Below are 13,536 nucleotides of genomic sequence, written 5' to 3'. Positions count from 1 at the left end.
CCCCTCCCGGCCAGCGACACCCCCACCCCCTACACAACCTCACCCCACCTGCGCCGCCATCCGTTAAGCTGAGGCACGGTGCCGTGCGCCGTGTTTTTTTTTGCTCGTGCCGCAAGGGCCAGGGCAGGACGAGGCAAGTCTGCGCGCATGGCCGAGGGGCTGAGATGCCTGGAATTGCAATTTTAGGGGCGCAGTGGGGCGACGAGGGCAAGGGAAAGATCACCGATTTCCTGGCCCCACAGGCGGAGTTCGTGGTGCGCTTTCAGGGCGGCGCGAACGCCGGGCATACGGTGACGGCGAAGGGCCAGACCTTCAAGCTGAACCTGTTGCCCAGCGGTGTGCTGCATCTCGGCGCGGTCAGCATCCTGGGTGACGGCATGGTCATCGACGCCGACAAGTTTCTGGAGGAACGCCAGAATCTGATGAACGCGGGCATCGATCCGGAGCTGCGGATCAGTGACCGCGCCCATCTGGTCTTGCCGCACCACAAGTACGTGGACGGCCGCAAGGATTTCGTGGGCACCACCGGGCGCGGCATCGGCCCGGCGTATGCCGACCGTGCCCGGCGCGTGGGCCTGCGCTTCGGCGATCTGGCCGACGACGCGGTGCTGCGTGAGCGCCTGGAACGGCTGCTGGAGGCCAAACCCAACAGCACCCGCGACGCGGGCTGGACTTCAGTGGAGGTGGCCCTGGACGCCCTGGCCCCCACCCGCGAGGCGCTGCTGCCCTTCGTGCAGGACACCGGGGCGCAGCTGCGGCAGGCCATCGCCGAGGGCCGCAACGTGCTGTTCGAGGGCGCGCAGGCCACCCTGCTGGACCTGAACTACGGCACGTATCCGTTCGTGACCAGCAGCCACCCCACCGTGGGCGGCATTCTGGTGGGCGCGGGCGTGAACCACAAGGCGCTGCACCGGGTCTACGGCGTCGCCAAGGCCTTCAACACCCGCGTCGGGCACGGCCCCTTCGTCACCGAGGTCACGGGCGACGAGGAAATCCTGCGCCTGCGCGGCGACGGCAGCCAGCCCTGGGACGAGTACGGCACCACCACCGGCCGCCCGCGCCGGGTGGGCTGGCTGGATCTGGCGTTGCTGAAGTACGCCGTGGACGTGAACGGCCTGGACGGGCTGGTCATCAATAAGATGGACATTCTGGCCGGCCTGGACATCATTCCGGTCTGCGTGGCCTATGACGAAGGCGGCCAGCCGGTGTACAAGAACATGCCCGGCTGGGCCACCACCGACGGCGCGGACAGCCGCGATACGCTGCCCAAAGAGGCCCAGGCGTACCTCGACCTGATCGAGGAAACCGTGGGCTGCCCCGTGGTGATCTTCTCCTGCGGCCCGGCCCGCGAGCAGACCTACGGCGCGGTGAGCTGGAACTGAGCTGAGGGCCAGGGGCGGGCGCGGCTACCTCTGCGCCTGCCCTTCCTCTTCCAGCACCCGCTTGAGCAAAACTGGATCGTCGGTCAGGATGCCGTCCACGCCCATGCGGATCAGGCGGCGCATGGTGGCCTCGTCGTTGATCGTCCAGACCTGCACCGACACGCCCCGGCGGTGCATGGCCTTCAAGAAAGAGGGCGTCACCACCGTGATGCCGCCGCCCGTCAGCGGCACCTGGGCCGACCGACCGGGCAGCGGCGCGAGTCCAGCCAACCCCACCTTGCTCAGCAACACCAGCGGGCGCAGTTCCTTCTCGGTCATGCTGGTTAGGACTTCGGGGCAGGCGGCGCGGAAATCCTGCATCGCCACATCGCTGAAGCTGGACACCACCACGCGCGCCGTGGCCCCCGCGTCCCGCAGCGCCTGACAGAAAGGCACGCCTAGGCTGGGACTGACCTGCTTGATCTCAATGGACAGCGGCATGTCGGGGAACGCGCCCAGCAGTTCCGCCAGCGTGGCGACGCGCACCCCCTGGCCCCGGAAGGGAAAGGTCTGGCCGCCGTCGAGCGAGAGGGTAGAGCCCGCGTCGGCCGCCTGCACCTGCTCAAGCGTCATGTCCTCGATCCGGCCCTGCGTGTCGGTCAGGCGGTTTAGCGTGTCGTCGTGCGACAGCACCAGTACGCCGTCTTTGGTGGCGTGCATGTCGGTGTCCAGCATATTCACGCCCAGCGCCGCCGCGTTGCGAAAGGCCAGCATGGTGTTGCTGGGCCACCGCAATTCACCGCCCTGGTGGGCCACGTTCCACACGCGCCCGGTGATCAGAGGATTGGGCTCCTCCGTCCCGGACGGACGGCCACCACACGCCCCCAGCAGGCCCAGCAGCCCCACAGCCAGCAAGCCCATCTCTGCCCAACCCCGCTTTTTCATACAGTCAGTTTAGCCGGATGCCCACCGGTTTACAGGTCTGCGGGGGCGTGCTAGTATTCTTTGCGCTGGAGAGGAAAGCCCTGCCAGAAGGCGGCTTGCAGTTCGGCGCTGTAGCCAAGTGGTAAGGCAGAGGTTTGCAAAACCTCCACCACCGGTTCGAATCCGGTCAGCGCCTCCAATATTCCCACCCTTTTTCAGATCCGTAGCTCAGGGGTAGAGCACTACATTGACACTGTAGGGGTCAGCAGTTCAAATCTGCTCGGGTCTACCACACCGGAAACCTCCGCTCAGGCGGGGGTTTTTCCTTGGCTGCCGTGGACCGGGGCTCAGGGGGCACCTCATAAAGGCCCGCGAAATGAGCAGGATCTCAGCCGCCAATGAAGCGATTCGTAATGGGCAGCGCCGGGCCGCACTGACATACTGCTGCGTATGGTGAGTCTCCTTCTGATCGTGCTGTTCGGCGTTGCGGCCATTGCGCTGCTGCTGGCCCCACGGCCCACGAGGCGGCTCGTTCCGGTGGCCCGGATGCAGACCCGCAATTTCGCCAGCACGCCCACTCGTGACCGCTCAGCGACCATGCCCGTGGGCCACAAGGTGTCACGCATCGGCTGATCGGCTGCTGTTGGTGTCCTGATTCACTGACTGAGGTGGCACCCTGAGTGGGTGGTCCGCCCATTTCTTTGAGGCGCCCTCACACATCCGGCCCAGGCCCCGGAGGCTCTATGATCCGGGGAATGCCGCTCCCCTTTCATTACCTCCTCGTGGATGACAGTCTGCAGGATCAGTTGCTCGCTCAGGAAGCGTTCGATCATCTGTGTCCGGAGTGCGTGCTGACCTGCGTGGGCAGTGGCCGCGAGGCGCTGGCACTGCTGCACAGCCCCGAGTTCCAGCCCGACGTGGTGCTGCTGGACCTGAACATGCCAGGAATGAGCGGATTCGAACTGCTGCGCGAGATGAAGAAAGCTCCGCGGCTGGTGCATATTCCGGTGGTGATCCTGTCCACCTCCAGCGCCCAGCAGGACGTGAGCGAGGCCTATACCCTGCATGCCAGCTCCTATCTGGTGAAGTCGTCGAGCTTCGCTGGTTTTCTGGAACAGCTGGAGAAGGTCCTGCACTACTGGCAGGCCAGCCGAACCGTTAACCACGGCGGCTAACCCGGTCAGGTGGGCCTGATGGATACACTTCTCTACGGTGGCCTCTGTGTCCAAGCGAGGATGTGCACTGGCAGGGGGGCTGCCCCTTCTGATACGAATTCCGTTTGTAACGCGGTAGAAATCGGGACAGCGCCGATGTCTACACTCCACGTCCGGAACCCGTTTTTCTCCTGCTCGCTACGCTCGGATTTCCAGGTGTTTTTAACACCTTTCAATCGGAGTCCGTGTGGCCTCCCAGATTTAGCGCCGGTCCCGCCGAATACAGCACAGCGCCCACCCCCGCAGGAGTGAGCGCCGTTCGCTGAATATTAAAAGCTCAGGCGGTAACGAGTGCGCGTTCCAGGCCGAACAGACGGTCGTCCACGGCCAGCGGCTCGTTGCCCGCCTTGATGGTGGCGGCCAGCGCCTTGATCTCGGGGAACAGCTTGGTGAAGTAGAAGCGTGCGGTCTGCACCTTGCCCAGGTAGAAGCCGTCCTTGTCCTGTCCGGCGTCGATCTTGTCCTGGGCGATCTTCGCCATGCGGGCCCACAGGTAGCCGTACACGACGTGGCCGAAGAAGCGCAGGTAGTCCACGGCGGCGGCATTGACCTCGTCGGCACCCTCGGGGCCACTCATGGCTTTCTGGCCCACCACCATGGTGATGCTGCCCAGTTGCTGCGAGGCCTTGCCCAGCGCCGTAACGTACTCGCCGATGTGCTCGTCGTCCTCGTGGGCGTCCACGAATTCCTGCAGGATGCCGGCCAGTTTCTGCAGCTTCTTGCCGCCGTCCATCAGCACCTTGCGGCCCAGCAGGTCCAGCGCCTGAATGCCGTTGGTGCCCTCGTAGATCTGCCCGATGCGGGCGTCGCGCACGAACTGCTCCATGCCCCACTCGCGGATGTAACCGTGGCCGCCGAACACCTGCTGGCTCTGCACGGCGATGTTGAAGCCGTTGTCGGTCATGAAGGCCTTGGCAATCGGCGTCAGCAGCGCCACCAGATCGCCGGCTTCCTTGCGGGCGGCCTCGTCGGGGTGGTGGTGCTCGGTGTCGATGCTCAGGGCCAGCCACATCGCCATGGCGCGGCCCGCTTCGGTGTAGGCCTTGCCGGTCAGCAGCATGCGGCGCACGTCGGGGTGGACGATGATGGGATCGGCACTCTCACTGGGGTTGACGCGCGGGGTGTGGCGCATCTGCAGGCGGTCCTTGGCGTAGGTCAGCGCGTTCTGGTACGCCACCTCGCCCAGACCCAGGCCCTGCAAACCGGTGCCCAGGCGGGCGGCGTTCATCATGATGAACATGTGGTTCATGCCCTTGTTGATCTCGCCGACCAGGAAGCCGGTGGCGCCGTCGAAGTTCAGCAGGGCAGTGGCGTTGCCGTTGATGCCCATCTTGTGTTCCAGGCTGCCGCAGACCACGCCGTTGCGCTCGCCCACCCCGCCGTCGGCGGTGGGCAGGTACTTGGGCACCAGAAACAGGCTGATGCCCTTGGTTCCCTCGGGGCTGCCTTCCAGACGCGCCAGCACCAGATGCACGATGTTCTCGGCCATGTCGTGTTCGCCCGCGCTGATGAAGATCTTGGTGCCGCTGATGGCGTAGGTGCCGTCGCCGTTGTCTGTGGCTTTGGTGCGGATGATGCCCAGGTCGGTGCCCGCGTGTGGCTCGGTCAGGCACATGGTCCCGGTCCACTCGCCGGAGACGATCTTGGGCAGGTACAGGTCTTTCAGCTCGTCGCTGCCCACCGCGTGCAGGGCCGAGTACGCGCCGTGGCTCAGGCCGGGGTACATGCTCCAGGCCACGTTGGCGCTGTTCAGCAATTCCACCAGCACGTTGCTCACCAGATGGGGCATGCCCTGGCCGCCGTAGTTCGGATCGGCGTCCAGCGCGGTCCAGCCGGCCTTGCGGTACTTGTCGTAGGCGGCCTTGAAGCCGTCCGGAGTGGTCACCTCCCCGTCGTCGTGGCGCACACAGCCCTGCTGATCGCCCACCACGTTCAGCGGCACCAGTTCGCCTTCCACGAAGCGGGCGGCCTCGTCCAGCACCTGTTCCATCAGGGCGGCGTCGGCGGTCTCGTTCTCGGCGTAGTACGGCATCTTCGCCAGTTCGGCGGGAGCGTCCAGCAGTTCGTTGATCAGAAACTTGATGTCGCGCAGCGGTGCTTTGTAGGTCGGCATGCAGACTCCTTGTGGTGCAGGACCCATGCCCCTGTTGGCACGATACCCGGCACTGTAGTTTAGACCGAGTATAAAACTTTTGGCGCCGAAAGTCACGCGGATCCGGTGGGCCAGTCTTTATCAATGGCCCCTTTTCTTGAGGGCTGGGGTAAAGCTCGGGGTGGTTGGCCTCGGACCCCTTTCAGATGACCAGGACCGCTCACGAAAATGACCCTGGGCCTGTCTTGTCTTAATCTTCGGCCTTGTGGCGGCTGAAGGTACATCTGCCCCTCACACCGTCCGATTCGAGTATCCTGCTGGAGATCATGAATTATCCGAGCCTGGTCTGGCACCTCAAACGCACCGAGCTGTTTGCCGACCTTGAACTTGCCGAGTTGGAGAAGGTGGCGGCCACGACGCCGTACCGGCAGTACGGGCCGGGCGAGGTGGTCTACCGCATGGACGATCCGGCCGACGCGCTGTACTTCGTCAAGAGCGGGCTGGTCAAGATCAGCAAGCTGTTTCCCAACGGCAAGGAGGCGATCCTGGGCGTGATCGGGCAGCACGACACCTTCGGCGAACTGCTGCTGCAACCCGAGGAACGCCGCCCCACCCAGGCCGAGGCGCTGGAGCGCACCACCCTGATCGTGCTGCCGCGCAGCGAGTTGCAGTCCCTGCTGAACAGCAAGCCCGATCTGGCGATGAAGCTGATTCGCCTGATGGCCGCCCGGCTGTTCGAGGCGCAGTCGTGGAGCGCCACCGTCAGCGCCTACAGCGCCCCTGAGCGCGTCGCCAGCCTGCTGTACCGTCTGGCCCGCGAATTCGGCCGGCCGCACAGCCAGGGCGTCGAGCTGAACCTGAAGTTGAACCAGGAAGACATCGCCCGGATGGTGGGGGCCACCCGCGAGACGGTCAGCCACTCGCTGGGCAAGCTCAAGCAGGACGGCGCCATCGTGCGCGCCCGCACCCCGATCATTGTCCGCATGGAGGCGCTCAAGGCGTACATCGAACAGGGCAACTGACCTTCTGCGTTCCCAGGCCTCTCCACCGTGGAGAGGTTTTTTTGTGCTGTTTGGGGCGCTGGACCGGCGTCGGGGGAGGCCACAGCTAAGCCCACACGCGCAGGCCCGCCTCAGCCATTCGGCACAGGCGGGAGCGGCAGGATCACGGCTAGGGTCATGGTGAAGACAGAAGCACACTGCTGCGCCTCTTTCCCTGGACCTGACCATGAACCTCACTGACCTTTCCAACCTTCTTCACACCGTCTGGACCGAGCTGATCGAGACGGCACGGCACACGCTGGCGACCAATGAACTGGCGCAGGGTGGCCTGCTGATCGGCCTGCTGAGCGCGGCGGCCATGTCCGCCCGTGCGCTGCCGGGGCAACTGCTCTCGCAGCTGGAGCGCCGGTGGACCGTCACGCTGGACATTCAGGGCGACGATCCGGCCTTTCCGTGGCTGGCCGCGTGGCTGGCGGCGCAACCGGTGGGCCGTCATCTGCGGCATCTGGGCGTGATCACGCGCTTCAATGAGCAGATGGGCGGTCATAACGTCACCATCGGCACGGACCGCGACGGCGACGAGATCACCGCCCGCCTCGTTCCGCTGAGCGGCGCGGCGCTGCTGCGCTTCCGGGGCCACTGGATGCTGGCGTACCCGCAGCGCACCGAGCGGCAGGGGCAGAACCACCAGGGCCTGGGCTTCACCCATAGCTTGACCTTCCGGATGCTGTCCGGGGCGCGTCCGGTGATTGCCGAGCTGCTGCGCGAGGCCTACGACCTGACGGCAGGCCGCAGTGACGGGCGCGTCGAAATCTACGTGCCCGAGTACCAGGGCTGGAAACTGGTGGAACGCCGGGCCGCCCGTCCGCTGGGCAGCCTGATCTACGCTGATGGCCTGCTGGAGAACCTGCACGCCGACCTCGGCAGTTTCTTCGAGGACCGCGAGTGGTACGCGGACCTGGGCATTCCGTACCGCCGCGGCTACCTGCTGCACGGGCCGCCCGGCAACGGCAAGAGCAGCCTGGTCTCGGCGCTGGCGGGGGCCTCCGGGCTGAACGTGTGTGTGCTGAACCTGGCCACGCCGGACCTGAGCGATGACCGCCTGACCGCCCTGCTGGGCGAACTGCCGCGCCGCGCCCTGCTGCTGCTGGAAGACATCGACGCCGTGTTTCTGGGCCGCGAACCGAGAACGCCCAGCGTGAAGCTGTCCTTCAACGGCCTGTTGAACGCCCTGGACGGGGTCGCGGCAGGCGAGGGGGGCCGGGTGACCTTCATGACCACCAACGATCTGGCAGGGCTGGACGCCGCCCTGATCCGCCCGGGCCGCGCGGACCGGCATGTGCTGATCGGCAACGCCACGCAGGCCCAGGTGGCCGGGATGCTGCGCCGGTTCTGGCCGCACTGGACGGTGACGGAAGCCGAGCAACTGGCCGCCCACGTGCCCGGGGGCGTGCTGAGCATGGCCCGCGTGCAGGAATACCTGCTGGAACGCCGCACCGATGAGGTGCGGGTGCGCCGGGACTGGGCCGAACTGGTGGGCGAGACCGATCCAACCGTCGCCGCGGGGTGCTGCCCAACCAGACTGCGCCTGCTGACAGGTTAGAGCATTTGTCCGAATTGCTGCATCAGAAAAAAGACTTCTGATGCCTCCATTCTCCCAAATGCTCAGCAAAATTCACTCACTCCGTTCGGTCAAAAGCACACAGCACTTTTGACAATTGCTCTAAAACGCGGGCTTTGCGCCCGTCTGCCCACACGCAAAGGGCTGGCGTGGTGCTTTGCGGGGATCAGCCCTCTTTGCCCGTGACCGCCACGCCTGCCGCGATGAACTGGCCTATCGTCCGTGCCTGCGCCGCCAGCTCCGCGTCGTCTCGCACGGCCCGCACGGCCTCCACCGCCGCCGCTTCCAGCAGCAGCGTGATCAGGTGCAGAACCTGGGGCTGCCTGGACTCCGCTCGCCGGTATGGTTCGATCCACTCGCCCAGTTGTTGTAGAAAGTGCCCGCGTTGCTCGCGGAAGATCGGGCCGCCGCCGCTGTGCAGCAGCAGCAGCAACTCGCGCTCGTGCAGCAGCGCCAGGAACAGCGCGCTGAACGTGTCGGCCTGGAATTCGCCGGAGGTGGGCAGGATGGGCCGCAACTGCTCCCACATGGCCGGCAGGCGTTCCCGCAGCAGGGCGCGCAACATGTCCTCGGTGGACGTGAAATAGGTGTACACCGTGGGCCGCGAGGTCTGCAACTCGCGGGCGATGTCGTTCATGCCCACCGCCTCGAACCCCCTATCGATGAACAGTGCCGCCGCCATCTCCAGAATCTGTTCACGGCGGTTTTCCGCACTCAGGCGGCGGGGGGGCAGGGAAGAGGCCGTCATGAGATCAGCCTAACACGTTTATGACACTCTGTCACTTGACGAATTGTCAACAGAGGAGGATAGTGGAGCCATTCGGGGAGGGCTGCGGCTCTCCCGTTTCAAGGAGCCGCCATGTCCAGACTGATCCAAGACTTCAAAATCCTGACCCCCGCCGAGCGCAGCCTGTGGCGTCACCCCATGATGTGGCTGTCCGCCGCTGCCATCGCGGTGGTGCCGCTGCTGTACGCGGGCATCTACCTGGGCAGCGCCATCGATCCCTACGGCAACCTGAAGAACTTGCCGGTGGCGCTGGTCAATCTGGACAAGGGCACGCAGAGCCGGGGCGAGACCGTGCGGCTGGGCGCGGAAGTCGTGGACGATCTGCGCGCCGATCCCAAATTCAACTACCTGAGCTACCCCAGCGAGGCCGCCGCCCAGGAGGCCGTGCGACGCGGCGACGCCTACTTCTCGCTGACCCTGCCCCGCGATTTCAGTGCGAAGGCGGTGGAGGGGGACAGCTCCAGCCACGGCCTGCTGAAGTTCTACGTCTCGGAGGGTGGCAGCTACTTCGCCAGCCGCGTGGCGTCCACCTTCGCGGACACCCTGAGCGACGAATTGAACCGCACGCTGGGCGAGAACCGCTGGGAGGTGGTGGGCGACTCGCTGAAAGACGTGCAGAAGGGCTTCGCCGACATTCGCACGGCGACAGGGAAACTGCGCGACGGCGCGGCAACCCTGGAGGACGGCACGAAAGCGCTCAAGGATGGTGCGACTGAGCTGGCCACTGGCGCGAAAGCTGCGGCGAATGGCGGCGCACAGCTCACAGAAGGTGCGAAATCGCTGTCTTCCGGCGTCGGCAGACTCACGGACGGCAGCGCCCAACTCTCCAGCGGTCTGCGCCAGTTGGAGGCGGCCGCGCCCGGCCAGGCCCAGCTCGCACCACTCCAGACTGGCGTGGGACAGCTTCAGAGCGGGACGGCGCAGTTGTCGGCCGGACTGACTCAACTCTCGGACGGAGCCTCAGCGCTGTCGGCCGGGGCGAAAAGTGCGAATGCCGGCGCGGCGCAACTGGCGGGCGGAAGCAAAGAATTGGCTTCCAAACTTCCTCAGCTTCAGACTGGGTTGGGCCAGCTTTCAGACGGGGCGGATCAGCTCTCGACTGGGGCAAAAGCGGCCAACGCCGGGGCCGGGAAAGTGGCGGCCGGGAATAAGCAGCTTGCGGGTGGCCTCAAGGAGTTGTCGGGCGGCCTCCAGCAGGCCACAGATGGGGCCAACAAGCTGAACCAGGGCGCCGCCGAACTCGCCACCGGCACCAAGACCCTGAATGAGTCGGTGAAGGATCAGGCGCTGTTGCCCGGCGAACTCAAGGGCGGTATCGCGCAGATCAACAGCGGGGCCACGGGGGTTCACGCGGGCAGCAACAGCCTGAGCAACGCGCTGCCCAAACTGGCCGACGGGGCGCAGAAAGCGGCCGTCAGTGCCGGACAGCTGGCGACGGGGGCGAACGATCTGGCAGCGGGGACGGCCAAAGTGCAAAGCGGGGCCGCCTCTCTTGCCACGGGGTTGAAGGATGCCTCCGCTGCCTCCGCCGCTGCTGTGAAAGGCGCGCGGCAGCTCAGCGCCGGGGCCGTGCAGCTCACGACGGGCACGGCGCAACTTCAGAGCGGGGCGGCGACACTGGCCCAGAAATCCAATGAGGCGGCAAAGGGGGCGGCTGAGCTGAGTGCGGGGGCTACCTCTCTGCAAGGTGGCGTGAATACCCTTGTTGACGGCAACCTCAAGATCAAGGACGCGCTGGGGCAGATCACCGCGCAATTGCCCGCGCAGGGCGATCTGAACAACCTGGAAAATGGTGCGTCCACCCTGGCCCAGAAATCCGGCGAGCTGAGGAATGGCCTGAACACCCTGAGCCGTGGGGCCACCAAACTCCAGACCGGGGCGACGGATCTGGACGCCGGGGCTGTCAAGCTGCGCGACGGATTGGACACCCTCTACAGCAAGATTCCCGCCGACACCGAGGGCCTGGGCGGTGATCCGGCGGGCCTCAGCGCCAGCGTGCTGCCCGTGACCGAGAAGTTCGCCCCGGTCAAGAACAACGGGGCCGGATTCGCGCCGTATTTCATGGCCCTGAGCCTGTGGGTGGGCGTCACGCTGACCACCTTCATCTTTCCGTACAGCCAGTTGCCCCGCAGTGGACGCGGCACCTCGCAGTTCGCGCGGATGCTGCGCAAGGCCGCTGTTCCCGCTGCGCTGGTCTGCGTGCAGGCGCTGCTGGTGGTCTGGGGCGTGCACGCGCTGGGGGTGGAGTTCCTGCACCCGGCGCAGGTGATCGCCACGGCGCTGGCCTCCAGCCTGACCTTCTTGACGCTGGTGCTGGCGCTGATCTTCCTGTTCGGCGCGGCGGGGCGGCTGATCGCCCTGGTGCTGCTGGTGCTGCAACTCGCGGCGTCGGGGGGCAGCTACCCGGTGGAACTCTCGCCGCCCTTTTTCGGGGCCATCCACAACTTCGTGCCGGTCACGCAGAGCGTCAACGCCTTCCGCCACGCCCTGAGCGGCGCGTTCCAGGGCAGTTACGTCACCTTCATGCTGGTGCTGCTGGGCATCGCCGTCCTGAGCGTCGGCGCGGGCCTGCTGGGCCGCCGCCGCTGGGAGGTGGTGGCCGACGAGGACTTCAAACCGCTGATCACCTCGCCCCTGGTGTCGGAGGAAGTGCATCACGAGCGGGAGGAGCTGGCGCGGGGGTAAGGCCCGCTCCCTCCTGCCGCGTTCTCCCAGACATAAGAAAGGCGCGTCCATTGTTTCCTGGATGCGCCTTTCCTCTTTTTCATCCCGCTTATTCCACCCTGAACGGCAGGTACTTGGGCTGCCAGAACTTGGCCTTGACCACGTCCAGCAGCTCGTCGTCGTTCAGGCCACGGATGCTGAACTCGGTGGCGACGCCGTCCTTCAGCGCCTGCTTGATCACGGCCACGGCGACTTCCAGGCTGGCGTCGGCCAGTTCCGAGACGGGCGGGAAGGTGCGGCCCGGGTGCAGCCGCTGGGTGTAGGCGGCCAGCGCGTAGGCGGACTCGGTGACCATCTCGTCGGTGATCTCGCGCACGCGGGCCAGGATCGCGCCGAAGCCCAACCCCGGAAAGATAAACGCGTTGTTGCCCTGTCCGATGGGATAAGTCTCACCGTTCAGTTCAACGGGGTCAAAGGGGCTGCCAGTGGCGACGAGGGCCGCGCCACCACTCCAGCGCAGCACGTCTTCGGGCAGCGCCTCGCAGTTGGCGGTGGGGTTGGACAGCGGGAAGACCAGGGGGCGCGGCGTGTTCGCCATCGCGGCCTTCACCACTTCCTCGTCGAAGGTGTCGGGCACGCCGGACAGGCCCAGCAGCACGGTGGCCTTGCCCTCGCGAATCACGTCCAACAGGCCAGTGCCGGCCCAGCCCTCGGTCAACACCTTGGGCGTCGCCAGCGACTTCTTGTAATCTTCCATGGCGCGGTCATCGGTCAGCAGGCCGCGCGAGTCCAGCACGAAGACGCGCCCCGCGATGTCCTCGGGACTCAGCCCCTCGCGCCGCATGCCCTCGCGGATGGCGGCGGCGACGCCAGCCCCGCCCGCGCCCGCGCCGCTGACCACCACGCGCTGCTCGGCCAGCGTCTCGCCCTTGAGGCGGCAGGCATTCAGCACCCCGGCCAGCACCACCGCCCCAGTGCCCTGGATGTCGTCGTTGAAGCTCGGCACCACCCGGCGATAGCGTTCCAGCACCATGAAGGCGGTGTCCTTGGAGAAGTCCTCCCACTGGATGATGGCCTTGGGAAAGCGCTCCAGGGTGGCCTCCACAAACCGGTCCACGAAGCGCAGGTACTCCTCGCCCTTCAGGCGGTCATGCTTGACGCCCAGGTAGGAGGGATCGTCGCGCAAATCCGCGCGGCCCGTGCCCACATCCAGCTCCACCGGCAGCGTCTTGTCAGGGCCGACGCCGCCCGCCACGGTGTACAGGGACAGCTTACCGATGCTGATCGCCATGCCGCCAAAGCCCTGATCCCCGATGCCCAGAATCGCGCTGCTGTCGGTGGCGACGATGATCCGCACGTCGTTCAGCGGCACGTTCGACAGCGCCTGTTTGGCCCGGTCAATGTTATTGGTGCTGAGGGTCAGGCCACGCGCGTAACGGTAAATCTGGCTGAATTTCTGCACCGCCAGACCCACGGTGGGCGTGTAGACGATGGGCAGCATTTCTTCCACATGCGCGGCCAGCAGCGCGTAGAACAGCACCTCGTTGCGGTCTTGCAGGCCACGCAGAAAGACGTGGCGTTCCAGCGTGTCCTCAATCTTGACGTAATCGGCGTACAGGCGCTCGGCCAGCACGTCCAGCGTGTCGATCTGCGGGGCCAGCAGGCCGTCGAGATTCAGCTTCTGGCGCTCGTCCTCCGTGAAGGCCGTGCCCTTGTTCAGCAGCGGAATGCGGGTCAGGTTGAAGCCGGTCACCAGCGGGTGCAGGTAGCGGTGGCCGTCTGAGTCGCGCTTGACGTCGTAGTGATCGGTCAGGGGTTGGGTGGTCTGGGACATGCGAGGCTCCTCTGGAGAATGGGCGAAGGGATGTGGTG

The 13,536-nt window shown here is 65.8% G+C and carries 10 protein-coding genes and 2 tRNA genes; 8 read left to right on the top strand and 4 right to left on the bottom strand.

The annotated features are described in order from the left end of the window. The first annotated feature begins 164 nt into the window (after positions 1 to 164). On the top strand, positions 165 to 1,382 hold the full coding sequence (locus FHR04_RS08885) for an adenylosuccinate synthase (RefSeq protein WP_139402567.1): 1,218 nt from the start codon (positions 165 to 167) through the stop codon (positions 1,380 to 1,382). A 24-nt stretch (positions 1,383 to 1,406) separates the two neighbouring features. Here the strand turns inward: FHR04_RS08885 and FHR04_RS08880 are convergent, their stop codons facing one another. Beyond that, positions 1,407 to 2,306 (bottom strand): glycerophosphodiester phosphodiesterase family protein, encoded by a 900-nt coding sequence (locus tag FHR04_RS08880; protein ID WP_249039048.1) that lies wholly within the window; start codon positions 2,304 to 2,306, stop codon positions 1,407 to 1,409. Between the two features lie 104 nt (positions 2,307 to 2,410). Between FHR04_RS08880 and FHR04_RS08875 the strand changes: the two genes are divergently transcribed. From FHR04_RS08875 to FHR04_RS08860, 4 genes are all read left to right on the top strand, one after another. After that, positions 2,411 to 2,484: transfer RNA gene (locus tag FHR04_RS08875), tRNA-Cys, on the top strand. Between the two features lie 18 nt (positions 2,485 to 2,502). Continuing rightward, positions 2,503 to 2,577 (top strand) — tRNA-Val (locus FHR04_RS08870). A 158-nt stretch (positions 2,578 to 2,735) separates the two neighbouring features. After that, positions 2,736 to 2,918 carry a hypothetical protein gene (locus FHR04_RS08865; protein WP_139402565.1) on the top strand — a complete coding sequence of 61 codons (183 nt, stop codon included), beginning with the start codon at positions 2,736 to 2,738 and terminating at the stop codon, positions 2,916 to 2,918. 122 nt (positions 2,919 to 3,040) lie between these two features. Further along, positions 3,041 to 3,460, top strand: coding sequence for a response regulator (locus tag FHR04_RS08860; protein ID WP_139402563.1), 420 nt, complete (start codon positions 3,041 to 3,043; stop codon positions 3,458 to 3,460). Between the two features lie 316 nt (positions 3,461 to 3,776). Here the strand turns inward: FHR04_RS08860 and FHR04_RS08855 are convergent, their stop codons facing one another. Next, positions 3,777 to 5,612: an acyl-CoA dehydrogenase C-terminal domain-containing protein gene (locus FHR04_RS08855; protein ID WP_139402561.1), complete on the bottom strand. Its 1,836-nt coding sequence runs from the start codon at positions 5,610 to 5,612 to the stop codon at positions 3,777 to 3,779. A gap of 305 nt (positions 5,613 to 5,917) precedes the next feature. Between FHR04_RS08855 and FHR04_RS08850 the strand changes: the two genes are divergently transcribed. Together FHR04_RS08850 and FHR04_RS08845 are read left to right on the top strand one after the other, a co-directional pair. Next, positions 5,918 to 6,613 carry a Crp/Fnr family transcriptional regulator gene (locus FHR04_RS08850; RefSeq protein ID WP_039686082.1) on the top strand — a complete coding sequence of 232 codons (696 nt, stop codon included), beginning with the start codon at positions 5,918 to 5,920 and terminating at the stop codon, positions 6,611 to 6,613. A gap of 205 nt (positions 6,614 to 6,818) precedes the next feature. Continuing rightward, positions 6,819 to 8,195 (top strand): AAA family ATPase, encoded by a 1,377-nt coding sequence (locus FHR04_RS08845; protein WP_139402559.1) that lies wholly within the window; start codon positions 6,819 to 6,821, stop codon positions 8,193 to 8,195. A gap of 184 nt (positions 8,196 to 8,379) precedes the next feature. On the opposite strand, the gene FHR04_RS08840 is transcribed toward FHR04_RS08845, so the two are convergent. After that, a complete protein-coding gene (locus tag FHR04_RS08840; RefSeq protein ID WP_139402557.1) occupies positions 8,380 to 8,961 on the bottom strand; it encodes a TetR/AcrR family transcriptional regulator in 582 nt (193 codons plus the stop codon). 111 nt (positions 8,962 to 9,072) lie between these two features. On the opposite strand from FHR04_RS08840, the gene FHR04_RS08835 reads away from it, so the two are divergent. Continuing rightward, on the top strand, positions 9,073 to 11,685 hold the full coding sequence (locus tag FHR04_RS08835; protein WP_139402555.1) for a YhgE/Pip domain-containing protein: 2,613 nt from the start codon (positions 9,073 to 9,075) through the stop codon (positions 11,683 to 11,685). Between the two features lie 88 nt (positions 11,686 to 11,773). Here FHR04_RS08835 and FHR04_RS08830 read toward each other — a convergent pair whose 3' ends face one another. After that, positions 11,774 to 13,498, bottom strand: coding sequence for an NAD-dependent malic enzyme (locus tag FHR04_RS08830; RefSeq protein WP_139402553.1), 1,725 nt, complete (start codon positions 13,496 to 13,498; stop codon positions 11,774 to 11,776). Positions 13,499 to 13,536: the final 38 nt, after the last annotated feature.

Origin of the sequence: Deinococcus radiopugnans ATCC 19172 (assembly GCF_006335125.1) — a bacterium.
Classification (GTDB): domain Bacteria; phylum Deinococcota; class Deinococci; order Deinococcales; family Deinococcaceae; genus Deinococcus; species Deinococcus radiopugnans.
This window is presented reverse-complemented; position numbering and strand designations above follow the sequence as displayed.

Excerpts from the sequence above, each read along its gene's own strand:
- FHR04_RS08860 (WP_139402563.1), top strand. The coding sequence starts at position 3,041 with ATGCCGCTCCCCTTTCATTACCTCCTCGTGGATGACAGTCTGCAGGAT.
- FHR04_RS08840 (WP_139402557.1), bottom strand. The coding sequence starts at position 8,961 with ATGACGGCCTCTTCCCTGCCCCCCCGCCGCCTGAGTGCGGAAAACCGC.
- FHR04_RS08850 (WP_039686082.1), top strand. The coding sequence starts at position 5,918 with ATGAATTATCCGAGCCTGGTCTGGCACCTCAAACGCACCGAGCTGTTT.
- FHR04_RS08855 (WP_139402561.1), bottom strand. The coding sequence starts at position 5,612 with ATGCCGACCTACAAAGCACCGCTGCGCGACATCAAGTTTCTGATCAAC.
- FHR04_RS08845 (WP_139402559.1), top strand. The coding sequence starts at position 6,819 with ATGAACCTCACTGACCTTTCCAACCTTCTTCACACCGTCTGGACCGAG.
- FHR04_RS08865 (WP_139402565.1), top strand. The coding sequence starts at position 2,736 with ATGGTGAGTCTCCTTCTGATCGTGCTGTTCGGCGTTGCGGCCATTGCG.
- FHR04_RS08835 (WP_139402555.1), top strand. The coding sequence starts at position 9,073 with ATGTCCAGACTGATCCAAGACTTCAAAATCCTGACCCCCGCCGAGCGC.
- FHR04_RS08885 (WP_139402567.1), top strand. The coding sequence starts at position 165 with ATGCCTGGAATTGCAATTTTAGGGGCGCAGTGGGGCGACGAGGGCAAG.
- FHR04_RS08830 (WP_139402553.1), bottom strand. The coding sequence starts at position 13,498 with ATGTCCCAGACCACCCAACCCCTGACCGATCACTACGACGTCAAGCGC.
- FHR04_RS08880 (WP_249039048.1), bottom strand. The coding sequence starts at position 2,306 with ATGAAAAAGCGGGGTTGGGCAGAGATGGGCTTGCTGGCTGTGGGGCTG.